The sequence below is a fragment of the Ruegeria sp. BG3 genome, from assembly GCF_056538485.1.
The window spans coordinates 187,936-206,733 of record NZ_JBQFTE010000010.1 but is presented as its reverse complement, the minus strand read 5'-3'; the positions used below and the strand labels follow the sequence as shown (position 1 = coordinate 206,733).

20 protein-coding genes and 1 tRNA gene are annotated in these 18,798 nt (G+C 57.1%); 8 read left to right on the top strand and 13 right to left on the bottom strand.

All coding sequences use genetic code 11. The features are described 5' to 3' along the window. Positions 1-76 precede the first annotated feature (76 nt). Both iolG and ACR0AI_RS16880 read right to left on the bottom strand, forming a co-directional pair. The gene (gene iolG, locus ACR0AI_RS16885) at positions 77-1,090 is read right to left on the bottom strand and encodes an inositol 2-dehydrogenase (RefSeq protein WP_480675723.1); all 1,014 of its coding nucleotides are present in this window, start codon (positions 1,088-1,090) and stop codon (positions 77-79) included. A gap of 252 nt (positions 1,091-1,342) precedes the next feature. After that, a complete protein-coding gene (locus tag ACR0AI_RS16880) occupies positions 1,343-1,501 on the bottom strand; it encodes a hypothetical protein (protein WP_480675721.1) in 159 nt (52 codons plus the stop codon). On the opposite strand from ACR0AI_RS16880, the gene ACR0AI_RS16875 reads away from it, so the two are divergent. Next, positions 1,494-2,411 carry a Hint domain-containing protein gene (locus ACR0AI_RS16875; RefSeq protein WP_480675719.1) on the top strand — a complete coding sequence of 306 codons (918 nt, stop codon included), beginning with the start codon at positions 1,494-1,496 and terminating at the stop codon, positions 2,409-2,411. The genes ACR0AI_RS16880 and ACR0AI_RS16875 overlap by 8 nt on opposite strands. 181 nt (positions 2,412-2,592) lie before the next feature. Here ACR0AI_RS16875 and ACR0AI_RS16870 read toward each other — a convergent pair. The 3 genes from ACR0AI_RS16870 to ACR0AI_RS16860 all read right to left on the bottom strand — a co-directional run bounded on the left by ACR0AI_RS16870 (position 2,593) and on the right by ACR0AI_RS16860 (position 3,479). Next, positions 2,593-2,669, bottom strand: a tRNA-Arg gene (locus ACR0AI_RS16870). A 21-nt stretch (positions 2,670-2,690) separates the two neighbouring features. Continuing rightward, the gene (locus ACR0AI_RS16865) at positions 2,691-3,167 is read right to left on the bottom strand and encodes a GNAT family N-acetyltransferase (protein ID WP_480675717.1); all 477 of its coding nucleotides are present in this window, start codon (positions 3,165-3,167) and stop codon (positions 2,691-2,693) included. Continuing rightward, the gene (locus tag ACR0AI_RS16860; protein WP_480675715.1) at positions 3,168-3,479 is read right to left on the bottom strand and encodes an ETC complex I subunit; all 312 of its coding nucleotides are present in this window, start codon (positions 3,477-3,479) and stop codon (positions 3,168-3,170) included. Positions 3,480-3,633: 154 nt separating this feature from the next. Between ACR0AI_RS16860 and uvrB the strand changes: the two genes are divergently transcribed. The 4 genes from uvrB to ACR0AI_RS16840 all read left to right on the top strand — a co-directional run bounded on the left by uvrB (position 3,634) and on the right by ACR0AI_RS16840 (position 8,253). Further along, a complete protein-coding gene (gene uvrB, locus ACR0AI_RS16855; protein ID WP_480675713.1) occupies positions 3,634-5,820 on the top strand; it encodes an excinuclease ABC subunit UvrB in 2,187 nt (728 codons plus the stop codon). A gap of 660 nt (positions 5,821-6,480) precedes the next feature. After that, positions 6,481-6,960 (top strand): Pycsar system effector family protein, encoded by a 480-nt coding sequence (locus tag ACR0AI_RS16850; RefSeq protein ID WP_480675710.1) that lies wholly within the window; start codon positions 6,481-6,483, stop codon positions 6,958-6,960. 115 nt (positions 6,961-7,075) lie between these two features. Further along, positions 7,076-7,777 (top strand): ORF6N domain-containing protein, encoded by a 702-nt coding sequence (locus tag ACR0AI_RS16845; protein ID WP_170691398.1) that lies wholly within the window; start codon positions 7,076-7,078, stop codon positions 7,775-7,777. Between the two features lie 47 nt (positions 7,778-7,824). Next, positions 7,825-8,253 carry a hypothetical protein gene (locus ACR0AI_RS16840; protein WP_480675708.1) on the top strand — a complete coding sequence of 143 codons (429 nt, stop codon included), beginning with the start codon at positions 7,825-7,827 and terminating at the stop codon, positions 8,251-8,253. Between the two features lie 44 nt (positions 8,254-8,297). Here ACR0AI_RS16840 and ACR0AI_RS16835 read toward each other — a convergent pair whose 3' ends face one another. Further along, the gene (locus tag ACR0AI_RS16835) at positions 8,298-8,588 is read right to left on the bottom strand and encodes a hypothetical protein (RefSeq protein WP_170468737.1); all 291 of its coding nucleotides are present in this window, start codon (positions 8,586-8,588) and stop codon (positions 8,298-8,300) included. A 143-nt stretch (positions 8,589-8,731) separates the two neighbouring features. Then, entirely contained in the window at positions 8,732-9,151 is a 420-nt protein-coding gene (locus ACR0AI_RS16830; RefSeq protein ID WP_480701410.1) for an excalibur calcium-binding domain-containing protein, read from the bottom strand. Positions 9,152-9,260: 109 nt separating this feature from the next. Between ACR0AI_RS16830 and ACR0AI_RS16825 the strand changes: the two genes are divergently transcribed. After that, positions 9,261-9,743, top strand: a complete 483-nt coding sequence (locus ACR0AI_RS16825) for a HugZ family pyridoxamine 5'-phosphate oxidase (protein WP_480675704.1) — start codon at positions 9,261-9,263, stop codon at positions 9,741-9,743. 21 nt (positions 9,744-9,764) lie between these two features. On the opposite strand, the gene ACR0AI_RS16820 is transcribed toward ACR0AI_RS16825, so the two are convergent. From ACR0AI_RS16820 to ACR0AI_RS16805, 4 genes are all read right to left on the bottom strand, one after another. After that, positions 9,765-10,085, bottom strand: a complete 321-nt coding sequence (locus ACR0AI_RS16820; RefSeq protein WP_170378809.1) for an antibiotic biosynthesis monooxygenase family protein — start codon at positions 10,083-10,085, stop codon at positions 9,765-9,767. A 111-nt stretch (positions 10,086-10,196) separates the two neighbouring features. After that, on the bottom strand, positions 10,197-12,482 hold the full coding sequence (locus ACR0AI_RS16815; protein WP_480675702.1) for a glycosyl hydrolase family 28-related protein: 2,286 nt from the start codon (positions 12,480-12,482) through the stop codon (positions 10,197-10,199). A 135-nt stretch (positions 12,483-12,617) separates the two neighbouring features. Beyond that, positions 12,618-13,019, bottom strand: coding sequence for a DUF4864 domain-containing protein (locus ACR0AI_RS16810; RefSeq protein WP_480675700.1), 402 nt, complete (start codon positions 13,017-13,019; stop codon positions 12,618-12,620). Between the two features lie 47 nt (positions 13,020-13,066). After that, a complete protein-coding gene (locus tag ACR0AI_RS16805; protein WP_480675698.1) occupies positions 13,067-14,641 on the bottom strand; it encodes a lysine--tRNA ligase in 1,575 nt (524 codons plus the stop codon). Between the two features lie 339 nt (positions 14,642-14,980). On the opposite strand from ACR0AI_RS16805, the gene ACR0AI_RS16800 reads away from it, so the two are divergent. Then, complete coding sequence (locus tag ACR0AI_RS16800) at positions 14,981-16,861, top strand: cellulase family glycosylhydrolase (protein WP_480675696.1); 1,881 nt, start codon at positions 14,981-14,983, stop codon at positions 16,859-16,861. Between the two features lie 127 nt (positions 16,862-16,988). On the opposite strand, the gene ACR0AI_RS16795 is transcribed toward ACR0AI_RS16800, so the two are convergent. Further along, a complete protein-coding gene (locus ACR0AI_RS16795) occupies positions 16,989-17,315 on the bottom strand; it encodes a 4a-hydroxytetrahydrobiopterin dehydratase (RefSeq protein WP_480675694.1) in 327 nt (108 codons plus the stop codon). Positions 17,316-17,348: 33 nt separating this feature from the next. Further along, positions 17,349-18,149, bottom strand: a complete 801-nt coding sequence (gene phhA, locus ACR0AI_RS16790) for a phenylalanine 4-monooxygenase (protein ID WP_480675692.1) — start codon at positions 18,147-18,149, stop codon at positions 17,349-17,351. 109 nt (positions 18,150-18,258) lie between these two features. Here phhA and ACR0AI_RS16785 point away from each other — a divergent pair, with 109 nt between their 5' ends. Then, positions 18,259-18,726, top strand: coding sequence for an Lrp/AsnC family transcriptional regulator (locus ACR0AI_RS16785; RefSeq protein ID WP_480675690.1), 468 nt, complete (start codon positions 18,259-18,261; stop codon positions 18,724-18,726). The last annotated feature ends 72 nt before the right edge of the window (positions 18,727-18,798 follow it).

Here is an 18,798-nt window from a genome sequence, read left to right as displayed (position 1 = left end):
CCCCATTTAATCGGTTGGGCCGAATCTGTATTGCCCGGGTCTGTATCCGAGCTGTTTTCAGTTTGAAGAAATTCAATCATTTTGCAACCGGTTTCAAAACTTCAGCCAGATGAACCGGCCTACCGGACTGCGCCGACAGCGTTGCTGCCTCGGCCATTGCGAGGGCTGCAACCCCATCCTCCAGCGACACAGGAACCTGCGCGCCCGACGCCGCTGCCTCCACAAAAGCGGCCCATTCCGCCTGGTAGGCGGGCATGTAGCGTTCCAGAAAGAAATAGGTGGGTTTGGCGCCGACAACACCGGCAGAGGTCGATTTGACAACCGTATTTTCCAGCATGTTCTGCGCCTGCAGAAGACCTTCGGAACCCAGTAGCTCAACCCGCTGATCATAGCCATAGGCCGCCCGGCGTGAATTCTTGATGGCCGCGATACGACCATCGGCGTAAGTCATTGTGACAACAGCAGTATCCACGTCACCGGCCGCGCCGATTTTCGGGTCGACGATCGACGAGCCGACAGCAGAAATCGTCTTCGGGACCTCTCCCATCAGGAAATTCGCCATGTCGAAATCGTGGATCATCATGTCCCGGAACAAGCCACCCGAAACCTTGACATAGCTCACCGGTGGCGGGGCGGGATCGAACGAGGTGATGGACAACAGTTCAGCCTTGCCGATCTCGCCTGCATTCACAGCCGCTTTCAATGCCGAAAAGCTGGGATCAAACCGACGGTTGAAACCGATCATCACGGGTCGACCATGGGCGACAACCGACTGCTGGCAGGAAATGGCCCGCTGGAGGTCCAGATCGACGGGTTTTTCGCACAAAACCGCTTTACCCGCCGCTGTTGCGGCTTCGATCAGGTCCGAATGCGTGTCGGTCGGCGTCGCGATCAGCACAGCTTCAATTTCTGGGTCCGCTATGATCTGGTCCGAGGTTCGAACCTCAGCGCCGTGGTCACTGGCCAGATCCTCTGCCGCCTGAGCCATGGCATCCGAGACCGCGCATAGCACACTGCCCGGATGGGCTGATATCGCCCGCGCATGCACCCGCCCGATCCGTCCGGCGCCCAGCAATCCAACCTTCAACATCCAAACCCTCGAATCCTGTTCTGTGGCGTAACAATGGATTTTTTTGCAACCGGTTGCAATAGTTTTATCATCGGTCCTCCGATCAAGGTCTGCGGGCGATGCAGTCGTCACCTCAACAACAATTGAATACGCGAAGCCTAAATAAGCCTGACGCTCAAGATGACGTGAATTGGTCGGGGTCGAGAACCACCCTAGGGTGCGCCGCAAATGGTCTGTTCAGGCCGTTCAAAACAACAGCAACCATGACGGATATTAGATGGTTTTACGTAGTTTCTTTTCGATCGACAGCGAGAACATGTTGGTCACGTCCAGCCCCAGCACTGGAATAGTAGGCACACCGATCCGCAACAACTCGGACACACCGAACGGAACCGTTTTCCAATATTCTTCGGGCGGGGGAACCATGATCACCGTGGATGACACCTCGGGCACTCCGGATGTGTTCGAAGATGATCAGGCCTTTGGTCACACCGTCACCGATGGCGGCGGTATCGTGGCCAATGGTACCCCTGTGGAATCCGAATCCTTCATCGATATTCGGCAGCTTGACGAAAACGGTCTGGAAACCGGCCCTGTCATCAGGCTGTATGTCTTTTCGCAAAACGGCGTGACCTCGGATGTCTGGGGCTTTGCGGCCTCGGAGCGGCTGATAGACGGGGCCTCCTACGTCAAGGTTGCGGGATCTAATGCAGGATCATCGCTGTATTCGGACTATGTGGCTTGCTTTTCTGACGGTACATTGATCGAAACAGCCGACGGCCCGGTTCCCGTGCAGCAGATCCACGTGGGTCAGCAGGTCTGGACACGGGACAACGGCCTGCAGCCCGTTCTGTGGGTCGGGAGCACATCCGTCCCGGCAACCGGGCGCTTTGCCCCTGTGGTCTTTGCCCCCAATACGCTGGGGAACCCGCGCGAACTTGTCGTCTCGCAGCAGCACAGGGTGATGATCGACACAAGTGTAGCCGAGCTTCTGTTTGGCGCGCCACGCGCATTGGTGGCGGCCAAATTCCTATGCGGCATGGAGGGCGTATCGATTCGCGAAGGCGGGCATGTCAGCTATTGGCATATCATGTTCGATCAGCATCAGATCGTCAGATCTGAGGGCGTTCTCAGCGAGAGTTTTTTAGTAACCCCGACCTCGATCGGAGCGCTGAATCACCCGCAGCGTACTGAAATACTGTCACTTTTCCCTGAGCTGCGCGGAAATCCCAACGCTTATGGGCCGACGGCTGCACCCATTCTGAAGCCACATGAAGCGGCTGTTCTCAGGTCCCATCTATCCCGTTTGAACACCACAGGATCCTGCGTAGCGGCACAGTAACTACGGGAATCCCCCAATTTCGCGCGCTGTACGCATTTGTTAATCATTGGTTACTGATTTACCTACCACTCAGTAACCCTCTAAAGAAGGGCTGGCGCGACCCCCTCAGCCAGCCCTTCTGAACCTTCCCCGCCAAAGCGAAGAACGGATCGGACAAGCCGCGTGTTTTTCTTGGGTGAAATGGCGATCCCTGAAGGACTCGAACCCTCAACCTGCTGATTAGAAGTCAGCTGCTCTATCCAGTTGAGCTAAGGGACCGCTGCGCCCTTCTTGCTGGTTTTAAGGGCGGGGTTCAAGGGCCAAGCGCATGAAGGCGCTGTTTGGATCGTCTTCATACCCATAGATCGGGCCGCAATAGGAATAACCCAGCGCCTCATAGAGCTTACGGGCAGCTGCATAATCTGGCAGATGCGCCGCACCCGTTTCGAGCACAAGTGCCTTTGTGCCCTCATTGGCTGCCAGATCGGCAAGGTATGCCATCATCACCCGCGCGAGACCGCGCCCGCGTGCGGCTTCGACAACGTGCACCGATTTCACTTCGGCCGTACCATCGGGTAGCGTCTTCAACGCGCCGCAGCCCAGGGCGCGGCCCTCTTCGAAAAGACCCCAGAAGCGGATGCCGTCACCCAACAAGGCCTCGGACCCCATGGTATGATTGCTTTCCGCTGGACCCGCTTGTTCGCTATGGGCAAAATGCGCCTCAATCACAGGGCGCATGGCGTCCGACGTGGGGTCGGCCATTCGAATTTTGATCATTTAGTGCGTCCAGGGACTGCGACGGTCCGTTGCAAAGTTCTCGCCATACCCGCGCGGACGCAGGTTGGGCTTGCGCTTGTGCGGTTCACTGACCTGTACGTCGATACCATTGTCCTTGGCGTAATCCAGCGCCTCCTCCTTGGTATCAAATTTCAGGCGCACCTGGGTCTGGGTATCATCGGATGAGGTCCAGCCCATCAGCGGATCAACTTCACGCGTGGACGCAGGCGCATATTCCAAAACCCACTTGCGGGTCTTGGCCATGCCCGAGGTCATCGCATTCCGCGAAGGCTGGTAAATCCGTGCGCGCATCTCGCCCCTCCGTACTCAATTGGCTGGCTTTGTTTATGCGCCACAGCATCCATTCGGACAAGTCCGCAATTGTCGCAATTGCGTTCAAAGGAAATGCCCCCTTGAACCGGAACAAAAACAGATCAAAATCAGGCGCGAAAGGAATCCCCCCTCTATGGCCTATGCTCATTCCGACAAGACCCAGCTGACCTCAGAAGACGTCCGCGCTCGCCTCAAGCTTGAGGGCGGTAAGGCGTTTGTCATGCACACCGATTTTGCGCCTGCCGGGGACCAGCCTACGGCCATCAAAGAGTTGGCGGGCGGTGTTCTAGACGGCGAGCGCGATCAGGTTCTGCTTGGCGCGACCGGCACGGGCAAGACCTTCACCATGGCTAAGGTGATCGAGGAAACGCAGCGCCCCGCCATCATCCTTGCACCCAACAAGACACTGGCCGCGCAGCTGTACGGCGAGTTCAAAGGCTTCTTCCCCGAAAACTCGGTCGAATATTTCGTATCCTACTACGACTACTACCAGCCCGAGGCCTACGTGCCGCGCTCGGACACGTATATCGAGAAAGAATCCCAGATCAACGAACAGATCGACCGGATGCGCCACTCGGCCACGCGGGCGCTGCTAGAGCGCGATGACGTGATCATCGTCGCCTCGGTGTCCTGCATCTACGGTATCGGCTCGGTCGAGACCTACGGGGCGATGACACAGGATCTTAAGGTCGGCAGTGAGTACGACCAGCGTCAGGTCATGGCCGATCTCGTCGCTCAGCAATATCGCCGTAACGATCAGGCCTTTCAGCGCGGTTCCTTCCGAGTTCGGGGTGACTCGCTTGAGATCTGGCCCGCCCACCTCGAAGACCGCGCCTGGAAGCTGTCCTTCTTTGGCGAGGAACTGGAACAGATCACCGAATTCGACCCGCTAACAGGCGAACGTGCGGCCACGATGGAGCAGGTACGGGTCTACGCAAACTCGCACTACGTGACGCCGAAACCGACGATGCAGCAGGCGATCATCGGGATCAAAAAAGAACTCCGCATCCGGCTGGATCAGTTGGTTGGCGAAGGCAAATTGCTGGAGGCCCAGCGCCTAGAACAGCGCACCAACTTCGATCTAGAGATGTTAGAGGCCACCGGCGTCTGCAACGGGATCGAGAACTACTCGCGCTATCTGACCGGTCGTGCGCCGGGCGAGCCGCCCCCGACCCTGTTCGAATTCATCCCCGACAACGCCATTGTCTTTGCTGACGAATCCCACGTCTCCGTCCCGCAGATCGGCGGCATGTACAGGGGCGACTATCGCCGTAAATTCACCCTGGCCGAACACGGGTTCCGCCTGCCATCGTGCATGGACAACCGACCCCTCAAGTTCGAGGAATGGGACGCCATGCGCCCGCAATCCGTCTTCGTCTCGGCCACCCCGGCGAAGTGGGAGATCGAACAGACCGGTGGCGTCTTCACCGAACAGGTCATCCGCCCCACCGGTCTTCTGGACCCTGAGGTCGAAATCCGCCCCGTGTCGATGCAGGTGGACGACCTGCTGGACGAGGTGCGCAAAGTCTCTGCCAATGGCTTCCGCACGCTGGTCACGACTCTGACCAAGCGCATGGCCGAGGACCTGACTGAATACCTGCACGAACAGGGCATCAAAGTCCGCTACATGCACTCGGATATCGACACGCTGGAACGGATCGAAATCCTGCGTGACCTGCGGTTGGGGGCGTTCGACGTGCTGGTCGGCATCAACCTTCTGCGCGAAGGCCTCGATATTCCCGAATGTGGGCTGGTCGCCATTCTTGACGCGGACAAAGAGGGCTTCCTGCGATCCGAGACCTCTCTGGTCCAGACCATCGGCCGCGCTGCGCGGAACGCCGAGGGCCGGGTGATCATGTATGCCGACAAGATCACCGGCTCGATGGAGCGCGCGCTGAACGAGACCAACCGCCGCCGCGCCAAGCAGATCGCCTATAACGAGGAACACGGCATCACGCCCGAGACGGTGAAGAAAAACGTCGAGGACGTTTTGGCCGGTCTCTACGAAGGCGATGTCGACATGAACCGCGTCACCGCCACCATCGACAAACCGATGCACGGCGCCAACCTCGAGGCCCATCTGGACGGGTTACGCGAGAAGATGCGCAAAGCCGCCGAGAACCTGGAATTCGAAGAGGCTGCCAACATCCGCGATGAGATCAAACGTCTGGAAGCGGTCGATCTGGCCGTCGCCGATGACCCTATGGCGCGCCAATGGGCGGTCGAGAAGGCCTCGGAAGACGCGGTGAAATCGCGCGGACGATCAACGGCTGGTAGGCCGGGGCAACGGGGTGGGAATGTGAAGCGGAGGAAGCGGTGAATTCGCTACCAAGCACATTGCTTGGCTTCGTCTTTGCTGGTCGCCCAATCAACACAGTCTTTCAGTTCAGATAACTCGTTTGTAGTATCCTTAGCGTCGCGTAACAGGTCGTTATAGTCATCTACCAATTCGTTATATTTGAACTGAAGACTCTCGTATTCTTCCACGCATTAGGACACATTTGATTTGCACGTGAAGCCTTCGAAATCGCATTGGTAGCTGTCAAAACAAACAGCATTAGTGCTCACGCATTTGCCCGCACTTGAGCATACTTTGTCCCCATAATCGAGACAAGCAGGTTGGGCTCCGTACTGGCATGAGAAAGATTGCGCAATCATTTCAGTGGCAAATACCGTTGCAGAGAAGCAGACAGAAATCGCCAAATACATATTTACTAGTTTCATTTTCCCATTCATTTTATTTGTTCGCGTCGCACGAAATCCTTCTGCGATGAGCCAAAACAACTGCATTGCCCCATTCACTTCAATCGCGCGCGCGCTTCTATTTCTTCGGATTTTTCGATGGTTTGGGAGTCGGTTTTGGATTAGGTCTTGGCGCGGGCTTTGTCCCATCATTACGTTGCGATGAAGCATTTCCGAGACGACCACGTGTCGGTGGAGGCGCAGGTCTCTTTGCCATTTACTACCTTTAGGAGAAGTTTTGACGTATAATAATCGTCTTGATATCGCAGTAGAAGCCCTTCGGCAAACGGAACTGAGGCTAGAAGACTACAATCAGTTGGCATCTAGTGCGGACCAAAGAGCAATGGCGCTTGCTGGAACGATGACGGCAGTTGCCGCTTTGCTTGGTGCTTTGGGGGCAAACACCCCTGCTCCACTGCTGACTTATTTTTGCTGCTCGGTTTTCGTCTTGTCTGGCATTTTGGCTGCGGCATCATGCCTTCCCCGAAGCTCCCATGTGAGAGGGCACTATTGGCGAGTTTGGAAAGGCCATCTCGATGAAGACGATGATTTTTTTGAAGTTATTGCTTCTCAAGCTGCAGAAAACGATGACAGGTTAGATCAGAACGACAAAGCTTTAGAAAAAGCTGCGAGACTAACGAAATTCTCATTCGTTTTGTCGCTTTGGACGTTTTGCTTTTTTGTTTCCGCTCAATTAGGAGCATTGTTCATTCAATGAACTATGTGCTTGCAGTGCTTTGGTTTTCATTCTTGGTACCCCACACTCCACCCTTGCACCCCGCCCCACCCTCCTCCACGTTTGAAATCACAAATTGTGATTCCAAACGGTTGCCATGACGAACACCCTGCCCAGCACGCATGAGGTCCAAAGCGCCATTCACCGGGTGCGTGGCACCCGTGTGGTGCTGGCCGAGGATCTGGCGCAGTTCTATGGAAAGTCGGTCAGCGCCTTCAATCAGGCCGTCTCGCGCAACAAGGACCTGTTCGAGGGCTACCGCTTTCAGCTGTCCGACGCCGAGGTCGCCGATTTGCAATCACAGAATGTGATCTCAAAACCCAAAGGCCGCGGCGGGCGGCGGGTCAATCCGTGGGTCTATACGGATTACGGCGTGGCCATCGCTTCGGCCCTGTTCAAGGACCCGCGCGCGATCAGGATCACCCGGATGATCACCGAGGCCTTTGTCGACGGTGCAAATGCGCTGGCCGAGACCCCGCGCAGCGTACCGGAAATCCTGCTGCCAAAGGACGACCCCGTCCCACTGCTGCCCAATGGCGCGCAACTGCGTGATCTGGCCGAGAACATCCTCGATTCCGGTAAGCAGAGCCTTGTTGACTATATCGCCAGCCCCAGCACCAATCGCAAACAGGCCGTGGCGGCGATCATGAAGACGCTGGCCGAAACCGCCAGCGAAGATGTCCGCACCCAGCAGGAACGCCTGCGCCTGAGCATTGCCCAGCGCTTGGCCACCGGTGACTATGCTGACGATGATGACCGAAAGCGGCTGCTGGACTTGTTGAATGCAATGAAAGGCTAGCCCGTCTCACACTTGCCAAAGGGCAATCTGCGGCTAGCTTCCTTGCCATGCGCTTTGTCCTGCTCTCACTGCTGCTCGGCAGCCCCGCCTATGCGTGGAACGCCACGATTGGCGAGATCTGCACGTTGACACACGAGACCGAAGCAGAGGAGATCCGGCTCACCTACGATCCAGTGCAGCCGCTCTATACGCTCGAAATCACGCGCCGCGCCGAAGGTTGGACGCAAACGCCTTGGTTTGCCATGCGGTTCGAAGGCTCAAACCCGATTGAGATCGGTACGCCACGACACAAGCTGTCGGACGATGCGATGTCTTTGTTCGTCTCAGACACCGGCTTCGGCAACGTCTTGGATGGCCTTGAGTTCAACCAAAAAGCCTATGCCTTCACGCAAGACCACCTGAGTGAATTCTCACTGGAAGGTGCAGCGCCAGAGGTGCGCAAGTTTCGCACCTGTGCAGCGTCGCTGCTCTCGTAGCACTGCCTGGAGTGGCGCGGATCGGCCTGTGGTCAAACGTGCGTTCAGCCTTTGTCCCAATGGGCAATCACGTCAAAACCTGCTGGGGTTGGCGGCGCTTCCATGAACTCGGCGAAATGCCCCCAAAGCTCGGCCACCTTTGGGGCGTTTGCGTTTGAGATATCCTCGCTTTCGACCACCGAGATCACGTATCCGGTGCCGTCCTCGTTCATTACATTGGTAAAACAGTGCATGCCTGGCATGCCCATGATTTCAGATTTCAATTCGTTCATCTTCGCCGTGGCCGCCTCGCGCGTGCCGGGCTTCATTTTAAATTGAGTTACGCGTGCAAACATCTTTGTCCTCCCAAACTGGGCGAAATTGCCCGATGGAGGCACCAAACTGGTACCAACGCGGGGCATCATAGCATGAACTGGCAGATTCCCGCAGCGTCACAGGCCAAGCGGTAGCGGAAGTAATAGGCCTCAACCCACGGGTTTTAGGGCTTGATGAACTTGGCGTTGCCCAAGGACCTTTGGTTGGCGGTTGTTTGACGGGGCGTGGTCGTACTTGGCGAGGGGGCCGTTTGACGCTGCGCCACATCCGGTCCACAGGCCACTCCATCACCGTCGGGATCGTTGCGCGGATGATAGCCCGCATAGCCTTCGTAAAACGTCCCAAACCCCACGGCCCGAGAGGCATCGCAACCGGCTAGAGCGATCAGATGGACCATAGCTTCATCCCGACCATAGTCTGAAAGGCGTACGAACATGTTAAAAGAGATCAGCGCGACGGTCAGCGGCAGGCACAGCACCATAAGCAGAATACGCACCGGAGAGAGTGCGCGTCGCCGGGCGGCTTCGGCCCGGCGCTGACGTTTGGTCGGCAAGGGTTCGTCCAACTTGGATTTGCGAAACATCATGCCATCGCGATACAGGGGATTTGTGGCGAAGCCGAGGCAGAACACGGCTTACCCACAAAGATCACCGCGGATAGGATTACCCTCACGCTTACCGATGCGAGGCAAAATGCCAACAAAAGACCCCTACCAACAGCTGGACGACACCGCCCGGGGCCTGATCCGCGAATTGATGGATGAGGCGACCCATGCTGCGCTCGCCGTTTTGAGGCCAGGCACCGTTGTGCCATCCGTATCGCGGATTGCTATAGCAACAGATGCCGAGGGGCAGCCGATCTCGCTGATTTCAAGCCTGTCGGACCATAGCCGGTCGCTACAGAACAACCCTGCCTGTGCCTTGCTGATCGGAAATCCCGGCGCTAAGGGAGACCCCCTCACGCATCCTCGGCTGACCTTGCACGCGACGGCTCGTTTAGTTGTGCGGGGAACTGAGGATCATGACGATCTCCGCCAGAGGTATCTGTCATTGCGCCCGAAGGCTAAACTCTATGCAGATTTCGCCGATTTCAGCTTTGTCCGCTTTGAGATTGAAGATGGGCTGTTGAACGGCGGTTTTGGCAAAGCTTACCGCGTCGAAGCTACAGACATCTGACCCCAATGCACGGGACCTGCGTCAATTGAATGTCTCAGCCACGTCATACATGACCGGCTCAAAACTCTTGCACAGTTCATTGATCTTGCGGTTGCGGTCACGCATTTCCGGGGTGCGCAGCATGGCAAGAAAATCCTCGCGCCGTTCCCATTGCGAATAATTGGCAATACGGGTCTGGGCGTCGTTGACATGCAGGCCGGCCGATACAAAACCGGGCTGTTTTGAGATGAAGTCGGAATAAGCATCCGTCAGCGCCTCTAGCAGGTCCTGACAGGTGCCGGGTGTCATCTCAAATGTCGTGATAACGGTCTGAACGCTGGCGGTTTTGGCTATGGTCGGCATCTGAGTCCTCCTTTGGCTTACTCTCAGCCTAGCACAGGATTCCCAAACGTCTTGTCTTTCCTGTCACCCGAAGCGAAGCCGCCCTGGCAAAGGGGCGACTTGCAGGTATCGTTACTCCTCGAGGCGCATCTGCACCGAGACATCGCCACTCAAGCTTTCGGCCCAGCGCAGTTGGACGGCATCGCCATTGCTGCCCTGTTCCACATCGGCATAGGGAAAGGAATAGCGCACCGACCCCAGCGCCGTTCTGAGCGGCCCCAGAACCGCCACCGCATCGCAACTGCGCGCCTTGGAGCTAAACGGCAACCGACCGTCCGAGTCGATGGTCCAGACCTGCGAGGCCGAGTTCTGGCTGTGTCGCACACGCAGCGGGTTTTCGACCTTGGCGTCAATACCGTGATAGGTGTTGTTGCTGAACGTGACGTTGATGTGCTGATCCGCATCCAGATCCGCAAAGGACGTATCCACCCGGTCGGCGCGCTCTAGGTCCGTCCCGTTTGAGCGGAACTTGTTGCCGGTCACCGCCAGCCCGTTCAGAAAATGTCCCGGACCGTGCGGACGGATCACGATATAGCTGAACCAGGGCGGCGCCTCGCTGGAATAGAAGATATTGTCGGTGATGCTCATGGCGCTGAAGGAATAGCCCGATACATAGGCGGGCGTCGTGTCACGCTCGTTCGTCCACTGCACAAAGCAATTGTCCACGTAATTCTCGGCGATGGTCGAGCTGTTATAGGTGCCGATCATGATCAGCCCTGCGGTCCGCACGCCTTGCGGGATACTGTCGCCCTGGAAGAAGTGGTTACCAAGGATCATGTTGTTGTCCCCGCCGACAACCGCAAAATGCTTGAAGCGCACCGCCCGGTTGTGGCGGATCTTCACATCGTTCGAGGTGGTGTTCAGCGCGATCGACTTGCGATCCGGTACAATGAACGACTCTTCCGAGGACAGGAACTGGCAATTGTCGATCAGCATCCCCTTACAGCCCGTCCCAATCGAGGTGATGCCGCGATCCAGCGGGCGGCTGATGAAACAATCCGACAATGAGAATGTGCTGCCCGCAGGTGCCAGACGGATGGCGCTGCAGCGGCCGTTGCACTGGAATTCGATCTGTTCCATTCCGAACTTGCGCAGCACTCCGAAATTGCTGAAATCCAGCAGGTATTTGAAGGACACGAAGGTGAAGGTCTGGGTTCCTGCCGCGTCATACATCGGTGCGTTCAACGTCAGCTCTCCGGCGCTTTCATCTTTGCCGCGCACGTAGATCTCGCGCCCCACGCCGCTGCCCTCAACCAGCGAACCGATGGGGATATTCGCGACGTTGGCCACATTTGTCAGACGGGTCGAATCCGCCGGATCATAGGTCGCGACCGAGGTGAAGGTCTCGGTATCCCAGGCCGAGCTGCTTTTGACATCGAATTGACCGTTTCGGATGACCCGACGGGTCGAAAACCCTGGCTTGTTGGGAACGGCAGCAAACATATCGATAGGGGCTGTCACTTCGATTTTGCGCCCACCCAGATCCAGCGATTCATGGTCCGAGTTGTTCAACAACGCCTGAAACGCCTTCTTGAAGGCCAGCTCTTCATTCCCGAACGCAGAGATATAGGCGGGCAGGTCATAGCTTTTCAGCAGTAAAAGCATCTTGTCGTCAGGCATCGTGACCGTGCCCTCAAACTCGACCTCCGAGGACAGGGTGGTGTTCTCGGCCAGGCGATAGGTACCTTGGGGCACAAAAATGCGACGACCATCGGCGGCCTGATCCGCCGCCTCGAATGCAGCCGAGTCGTCGGCAATGCCGTCGCCCACCGCGCCGTAGTCGCGTACATCCACGCGGCTGATGATCTCACGTAGGAACACGCCAGTGACATCCGTGATCTCCAGATCATCGACGCGGATGACGGCCCCGTTGGCGCCCTCAATATCAATGCCGAAATGACCATAGAGCGCACTGACACCCCAAGCCATGTCCACGCCTGGACGTCGCCCGGTGCCCACAATGGCGGTGATCTCGGTCACTGCGCCGTAACTTGTCAGCTGAGTGGCTGGGCCTTGCTCGATGACCCCCGTCAGATGGGTGTCGCCTGCTGCACCGGCCCAGGCGGCGATCCGCACCTCGGGCAGAGGGCCACTGATCGCCTTAACCCGCGCCTTGATCTGCAAATAGCACCCCGGCAGGATCTGGGTCTGGCCCATGTATCGCAGTTGTTGCGGGCTGTTGATCTTCAGGATCTCAAGACAGCCGCCAAAATCCGCATCCGATGGCACAAACGCCCCGGTGCCCGAGCCATCATAGGTCGGTGAGCCCGGCGTACCATCGCCCGCAGACCACACGCCCAGACCGTTTTCGAAAGCAGGCGGCATGAACACAATGCCGTCGGTGATTGCCTTGTTCATAGAAATCCCTTTCCTCGTCGCGCGGCCCAATGGCTGCACGTTCAAACGCCGTGTTCAGGTCCATCCCGAACGCGACGATCTGAGTATCTAAAAGGGATTAACCGCCACTCATGCGACCGTGACGGTGGTGTTGCATCAGGCCGCGGGGTCGGCGCGCCCAAGTAGCTGCACGCCGTTGATCTTCCAGCCATTCTCCTGCTGGATCATCTGATAGTCGAGAATGTGAGCTGCGCCATCACCATCGGTGATCATGACCTTCTGCCACAGCGCGCCTGCGACCTCGCGCAGTTCCAGAAACCGCACATCAGAGGGACGCCAGACCATGGGATAGCCATTGCGTACCATCGCTCCGAAATTGTCCGGGTTTCCGAAAAGACGCTGAATGTTGGGGCTGGCAAAGGTAAAGGCCGTGGCGAAATCATCCGCCTTGAAGGCCTGAATCTGGGCCGCGATATTGGCCTCGATCTCGGCGCTCTGGGCAAACGCACCCGACGCCAGACCGGCGCTCAGGGACAGGGCAAGCAATAAACGACGCATGGGGTACCTCCTGTGGGAACGGTAGCCCCATGCGGGATCAGGTCAAATCAGACCAGCTCTCCGGCCAAGGCCTTGTCGATCAGCGCGATCGTTTCCGGCACGCCGTAGAGGGCAATAAAGCCACCAAAACGCGGGCCTTGCGAGGCCCCCAACAGCACCTCGTAGAGGGCGGTGAACCAGCCACGCATCGGATCAAACCGCTCGCGCCCGATGGAATAGACCACCGATTGCAGCGCCTCATCTTCGGCCGGGCCGTCATAGGCCTCAAGCGCGGCCTTGAGCGCCTCCAGCGCTTCGCGCTCTTGATCCGTCGGGGCGCGGTGCTTGCGTGTTGGTTTGACGAAATCGTTGAAGTAGCGCACAGCAAAACCCGCCGCCTGATCCAGATCGGGGTGGCTTTCTGCAGTCGCCTCAGGCGCGTAACGGCGAATGAAGCCCCAAAGCGCCTCTTTGTCCTCGGCCCCGGAAACCGACGCAAGGTTCAGCAACATGGCAAACGGTACGATCAGGGTCGAATCCGGAACATCACCGCCATGAATATGCCAAACCGGGTTGTTCAGCTGAGCCTTCAGCTCCTGCCCCGGATAGGCCCGCAACTGCTGATGGTATTCATCATAGGCTTTGGGGATGACGTCGAAATGCATCCGTTTGGCCGTTTTGGGCTTTTGATACATGAAATACGACAGGCTTTCTGTAGGCGCATAAGTCAGCCATTCGTCAATCGAAACGCCATTGCCGGACGATTTCGAGATCTTCTGGCCGTTTTCATCCAAAAACAGCTCATACGAGAAATGCTCGGGCGCACGACCGCCCAAAGCACGGCAGATCGCGTCATAGATCTTTTCGTTGGTGGCGTGCTCCTTGCCGTACATTTCGAAATCGACGCCCAGCGCAGCCCAGCGCGCGCCAAAGTCCGGCTTCCACTGCAGCTTTACATTGCCGCCGGTCACGGGAACGGTCCATTCCTTGCCCGTCTCATCATCAAAGGTCACGGTGTAGGTCTCGGCACAGACCTTTTTCATCGGCACATACATCACCCGCCCACTTTCTGGATGCAGAGGCAGGAAGATCGAATAAGTTTGCTGCCGTTCTTCGCGGAGACTTTTCAGCATGATCGCCATGATCTCATCGTAGCGTTCGACAGCACGCTTTAGGATCTCGTCAAACTGTCCGGACTCGTAGAATTCCTTGGCCGAATAGAACTCATACTCGAACCCAAAGGTGTCGAGGAATCGGCGTAGCATAGCGTTGTTGTGCGCCCCAAAGCTCTCGTACTCACCGAATGGATCGGGCACCGATGTCAGCGGACGCTGCAGGTGCTGCTCCAGAATCTCTGGGTTCGGCACGTTGCTGGGCACTTTTCGCATACCGTCCAGATCGTCCGAGAAGCAGATCAGCTTGGTTGGGATATCCGACAGCGCTTCAAACGCGCGCTTGACCATCGTGGTTCGCGCGACCTCCCCAAAGGTACCGATATGTGGCAGGCCCGAGGGACCATAGCCGGTCTCGAACAACACAAACCCCTTCTCCGGAGCGTTCTTCTGATAGCGTTTGAGCAACCGGCGCGCCTCTTCGAAAGGCCAGGCCTTGGACGACATTGCGGTTTCACGCAGTTCAGACATCAGATTTGCTCCATCGGGAAAAACAGCGCCGATCGCCCTTTGCAACCGACCGGCCCCTCCTATTGTGCCGGTGCAGCATGAGTCAATAAAAGCACGGGGTTTTTCTAGCGCCGCCCCCTGCAAATAAGCATAAACTCAGTGTGCAGAACCATTTTGAAATCCCGGGCAACGCGGTAACCTTCCGAAAAGATACACTGTACAAGCACGAGGTGCCTGATGAACCGCCCAGATATCTTTGCTTTTTTGCTCATCCTAGCGGTTAGCATCGCATCAGGACCCAGATCGGCGACGTCGCAGCCAAGCGAAGATGTACAGACTTGGCCGAGAGGGGCGCTGCGGTTGGAAACTCCTATTCCCGACCTAAGTGCATTGAACCACCGGCCTGCGGGACGTCACGGTAAGATACAGGCCGTTGGCGATGAGCTCTTCTTCGCGGATGGTACCCCGGCCCGATTTTGGGGGGCGAACCTTCAAGCCTATGCCCTGTTCACGACCGAACCTCGTTTCATGCGGGCCCACGCCCAACGCCTTTCTCGGTTGGGCTTCAATCTGGTGCGCATCCACCACCACGACTCGCATTGGGTGCAGCCCAACATCTTTGGCAGCGAAGCGCAGACAACCCGCAAGCTCGATGCCTTCTCATTGAAAAAACTGGACCAATGGATCGCGGCACTAAAGGCCGAGGGCCTTTACATCTGGCTCGACCTTCATGTCGGTCGCAGCTTTACACCCGAAGACGGGGTCGAGGATTTCGAAGAGATCGCCAAGGGTGAGACCTCGATTCGCGTCAAGGGATTCAGCTACATTTCACCAAGCATCGAAGCGCTGATGCTTGAATTTCAGGACAAGTATCTACGACACATCAACAAGATAACTGGGCTATCCTACGCAGAAGATCCTGCGGTCATTGCCGTTATGATCACGAACGAAAATGATCTGACACATCACTTCGGAAATGCGCTGCTGCCAGACAAGAACGTCCCCCTGCATAACGCTGTCTATATGGAGGCCGCGCACGAATTTGCCGTGGAACACGGCCTTGATCCGGAGCTCACCTGGCGATCCTGGCTGCACGGGCCGTCCAAGCTGTTCCTGAACGAACTTGAACGCCGCTTCAATGACCGAATGATCGAGAATATTGAAGCGACCGGGTTTGAGGGTCTGATCACCACAACCAGCCTGTGGGGGGGGATGTCGGTCGCCGGGCTGCCCTCTCTCACGCGCGGCTCCATGGTTGACGGGCATAGCTATGGAAGCTCAAGCGAAGTTTATTACGACCCAAGAACGCAGTCCGGCTTTCTGGATTGGCTGTCTATTGGACAGGTGGTCGGAATGCCGTTCAGCATTTCCGAGTGGAACATCGGAGAATTTCCCGGCGACGACAGGTTTATTGCACCACTCAATGTCGCCGTGCGTGCCGCCCATCAGGGATGGGATGCCCCTATCGTCTATGGTTATGCGCAGCAGCCCTTGAATGGCCCGCTTCGCCCCACCAACTGGAGCATGGCCGAAGACCCCGCGATGATGGCCATGATGCCTGCGGCTGCTCTTCTCTATCGGCAGGGCCATGTGCGCCTTGCGGAAAAGACTTATGCCCTTTGCCCCGATCACGAGGCCTTTTTTGGCAGTTCGATAACGCCGGCATCCTCGGTCGGGATACGAACAATCGTCGAGCAAAGCAGATTGGTCACCTGTATGCCGGACACGCCGGCACTGCCTTGGCTGCAAGCCTCGGTCCTGGAGGGGCAGCCATATGAAATACTCGATACCGAGCGCTCTTACCTTAAACCGGACGCTCAAACCGTTGCGGCGGATACCGGTGATTTTTATAGGGCGTTCAACGATGGCCTGATTGTCATCGACACGGCCAAGACACAGGCTGCCGCAGGACAGCTTTCGGACAAAACGGTTGCCACCACGAATGTGGCTTTCGAGGTCGAGAACCCAACAGCAGCCGTTGTTGTCCAAAGCCTTGATGATGAAGAGATCACAACTTCAGGACGCATTCTGGTCTCACTGGCCGCCCGCGCAGTTCCGGAAGAACTCTCCTTTCGGATCGAGCCCTTAGTCGGACGGCTTCAGATTAAAGCACAGCCTGAGCTGACGCTTCGCTTCCCCGACCAGAGAAAAGCCGCCGTGGGAGCACACAGTTTTCAGGACGGTATGCATGTCATTGACCTTGAAAAATTGGGCCCAGGGAACTGGTTTTATCTCGAATAGAAATCCGGGGGCAGCATGAACCCCGCGCGTAGTCACATTCCAGTTGAACCTCCCCGCGCGCCCTCCCGTCGTTCCGGTGCAGCATGAGTCAAAAAAGCACGGGGTTTTTCCGAAGGCAAAGGCCGATTTAACCGGTCAACTGGTCCAGTTTCGCCGCCCAGATAAAGTCATTCTCGCTGAGTCCGCCGATTTCATGAGTTGTCAGCCTGACATCCACATAGCCCCAGCCGAACGAGATATCGGGATGGTGGCCCTGCTGATCCGCCAGCCATGCACAGAGATTGGCCAGATATGTCGCCTTAGCGAAACCCTTGAACGCGAAGTGGCGGCTAAGCTCGGTCGACCCGACATTCAGTGCCCATTCCGATGACAGCTCGCCCATATGAGCATTCGCCTCGTCTGCCGTCAGGGCTGGAATGCCGCCGGAACAAGGTACGCACGTACGGTCTGACAAGTTGCAGGTTTGTCCTGTTGTGGTCATTTTCGATCACTCCGCTGCTGTTGCTTTGGGTGGGAACTTGTTGGGCAATAGACCGAGCGACTGCGCCTGTCTTACATCTGCCAACAGGTCCCTGTCGGCCGCGGCGAACAGCGCCTCGGGGTCTTGCAGAACAAAGTAGCCCATTTGGTGCATGTCGATCCGGTATGGAGTACGCAGGATCGTCAGCACGTCGAACGGGTCCCGGTCCGGCATATCACTTTCGACCGCATAGACAAGTTCAGTGGGCGAGGACGCCAGTCCCGATCCCAGCGCTTTGATCTCACCGTCTTGCCACCTTAACCCGAACTCGACCGAAAACCAATAAAGCCGGATCAGCCAGGCATAGTCCTTCGGCCCAGCCTGCACCCCGGCCTTGCCGATGGCCTGACTGAACGCCGCAAATCTGGGATCGCTGAGCAAGGGCGTATGCCCAAAGATCTCGTGAAAGATGTCCGGCTCTTCAATATAGTCGAAATCCTCGCGTGAGCGGATAAAGGACGCTGCCGGAAACACCCTGTCGGCCAGCATCCCGAAGAAGGTTTCGAACCCAATCAGCGCTGGCACGGGCTGAACCCGCCATCCGGTCAGGTCCAACAAACGTTCCGAGATATCCTTGCAAGAGGGCACACGGGTCTTCGGCAACTCCAACCGTTTCAGGCCGTCGAGATAGTCGCGCGCCATGTATTTCTGCACGTTGTCCTGCTGCGCCGAGTAGAGATCAGCCCAAACGGCGTCCTCTTCAGCCGTATACGCGATATGACCCTTCGCATCGGCGATTTTAGCGCGGTATTTCGTTGATTTCGGCATCTTCTCCTCCCCTTCACAAATATTCTATTCAAGGGCGGTGGCGAATTCAGTTTCTATAAATGGGAAAATCGCTTATTGTTGAACGGATCATTTTGCATTGAGGTCAAAATTGGCACAAACGTTTCATCCTGCTGATCTGGCCATCCTGCAACAGCTGCAAACCGATGGCCGGTTGTCGATGCAGGAACTTGCAGACCGCACAGGCCTGTCGGCCTCGCAATGCTGGCGTCGGGTGCGGGATCTTGAGGCATCGGGCGTTATATCGGGCTACACCGCGCAGGTCCGTGCCAAATCCGTCGGGCTGAACGCAATTGCCTATATTCACGTCGCGTTGCAGAGCCATCAGGAAGACAGCATCAACGCCTTCCTCCGTCTGGTTGAGACCGAGCCTCAGATCGTGGAATGCGCGTCGATTACCGGAGATCATGACTTCCTCCTCAAGGTCTACGCCAAATCGCCCGAAGATCTTGAGCTTTTCATAATGCAGCGCCTTCTGAAGTCAGGTCTGGTCCGTGACACCCGCAGCAACTTCGTGCTGCGTCAGACCAAAACGCGGGGACCACTGCCAATTCTCTGACACGCGCCCGCAAAAGCCGTTGAACCTGCCCGCCAGCCCTCCTATCGTGCGACGGCAGCAAATGACTCAGGA

What these genes read in the sequence shown, in the direction of transcription:
- iolG (WP_480675723.1), bottom strand. Translation starts at nt 1,090, where the DNA reads ATGTTGAAGGTTGGATTGCTGGGCGCCGGACGGATCGGGCGGGTGCAT.
- ACR0AI_RS16875 (WP_480675719.1), top strand. Translation starts at nt 1,494, where the DNA reads ATGATCACCGTGGATGACACCTCGGGCACTCCGGATGTGTTCGAAGAT.
- ACR0AI_RS16865 (WP_480675717.1), bottom strand. Translation starts at nt 3,167, where the DNA reads ATGATCAAAATTCGAATGGCCGACCCCACGTCGGACGCCATGCGCCCT.
- ACR0AI_RS16860 (WP_480675715.1), bottom strand. Translation starts at nt 3,479, where the DNA reads ATGCGCGCACGGATTTACCAGCCTTCGCGGAATGCGATGACCTCGGGC.
- uvrB (WP_480675713.1), top strand. Translation starts at nt 3,634, where the DNA reads ATGGCCTATGCTCATTCCGACAAGACCCAGCTGACCTCAGAAGACGTC.
- ACR0AI_RS16845 (WP_170691398.1), top strand. Translation starts at nt 7,076, where the DNA reads ATGACGAACACCCTGCCCAGCACGCATGAGGTCCAAAGCGCCATTCAC.
- ACR0AI_RS16840 (WP_480675708.1), top strand. Translation starts at nt 7,825, where the DNA reads ATGCGCTTTGTCCTGCTCTCACTGCTGCTCGGCAGCCCCGCCTATGCG.
- ACR0AI_RS16835 (WP_170468737.1), bottom strand. Translation starts at nt 8,588, where the DNA reads ATGTTTGCACGCGTAACTCAATTTAAAATGAAGCCCGGCACGCGCGAG.
- ACR0AI_RS16830 (WP_480701410.1), bottom strand. Translation starts at nt 9,151, where the DNA reads ATGTTTCGCAAATCCAAGTTGGACGAACCCTTGCCGACCAAACGTCAG.
- ACR0AI_RS16825 (WP_480675704.1), top strand. Translation starts at nt 9,261, where the DNA reads ATGCCAACAAAAGACCCCTACCAACAGCTGGACGACACCGCCCGGGGC.
- ACR0AI_RS16820 (WP_170378809.1), bottom strand. Translation starts at nt 10,085, where the DNA reads ATGCCGACCATAGCCAAAACCGCCAGCGTTCAGACCGTTATCACGACA.
- ACR0AI_RS16815 (WP_480675702.1), bottom strand. Translation starts at nt 12,482, where the DNA reads ATGAACAAGGCAATCACCGACGGCATTGTGTTCATGCCGCCTGCTTTC.
- ACR0AI_RS16810 (WP_480675700.1), bottom strand. Translation starts at nt 13,019, where the DNA reads ATGCGTCGTTTATTGCTTGCCCTGTCCCTGAGCGCCGGTCTGGCGTCG.
- ACR0AI_RS16805 (WP_480675698.1), bottom strand. Translation starts at nt 14,641, where the DNA reads ATGTCTGAACTGCGTGAAACCGCAATGTCGTCCAAGGCCTGGCCTTTC.
- phhA (WP_480675692.1), bottom strand. Translation starts at nt 18,149, where the DNA reads ATGCCGAAATCAACGAAATACCGCGCTAAAATCGCCGATGCGAAGGGT.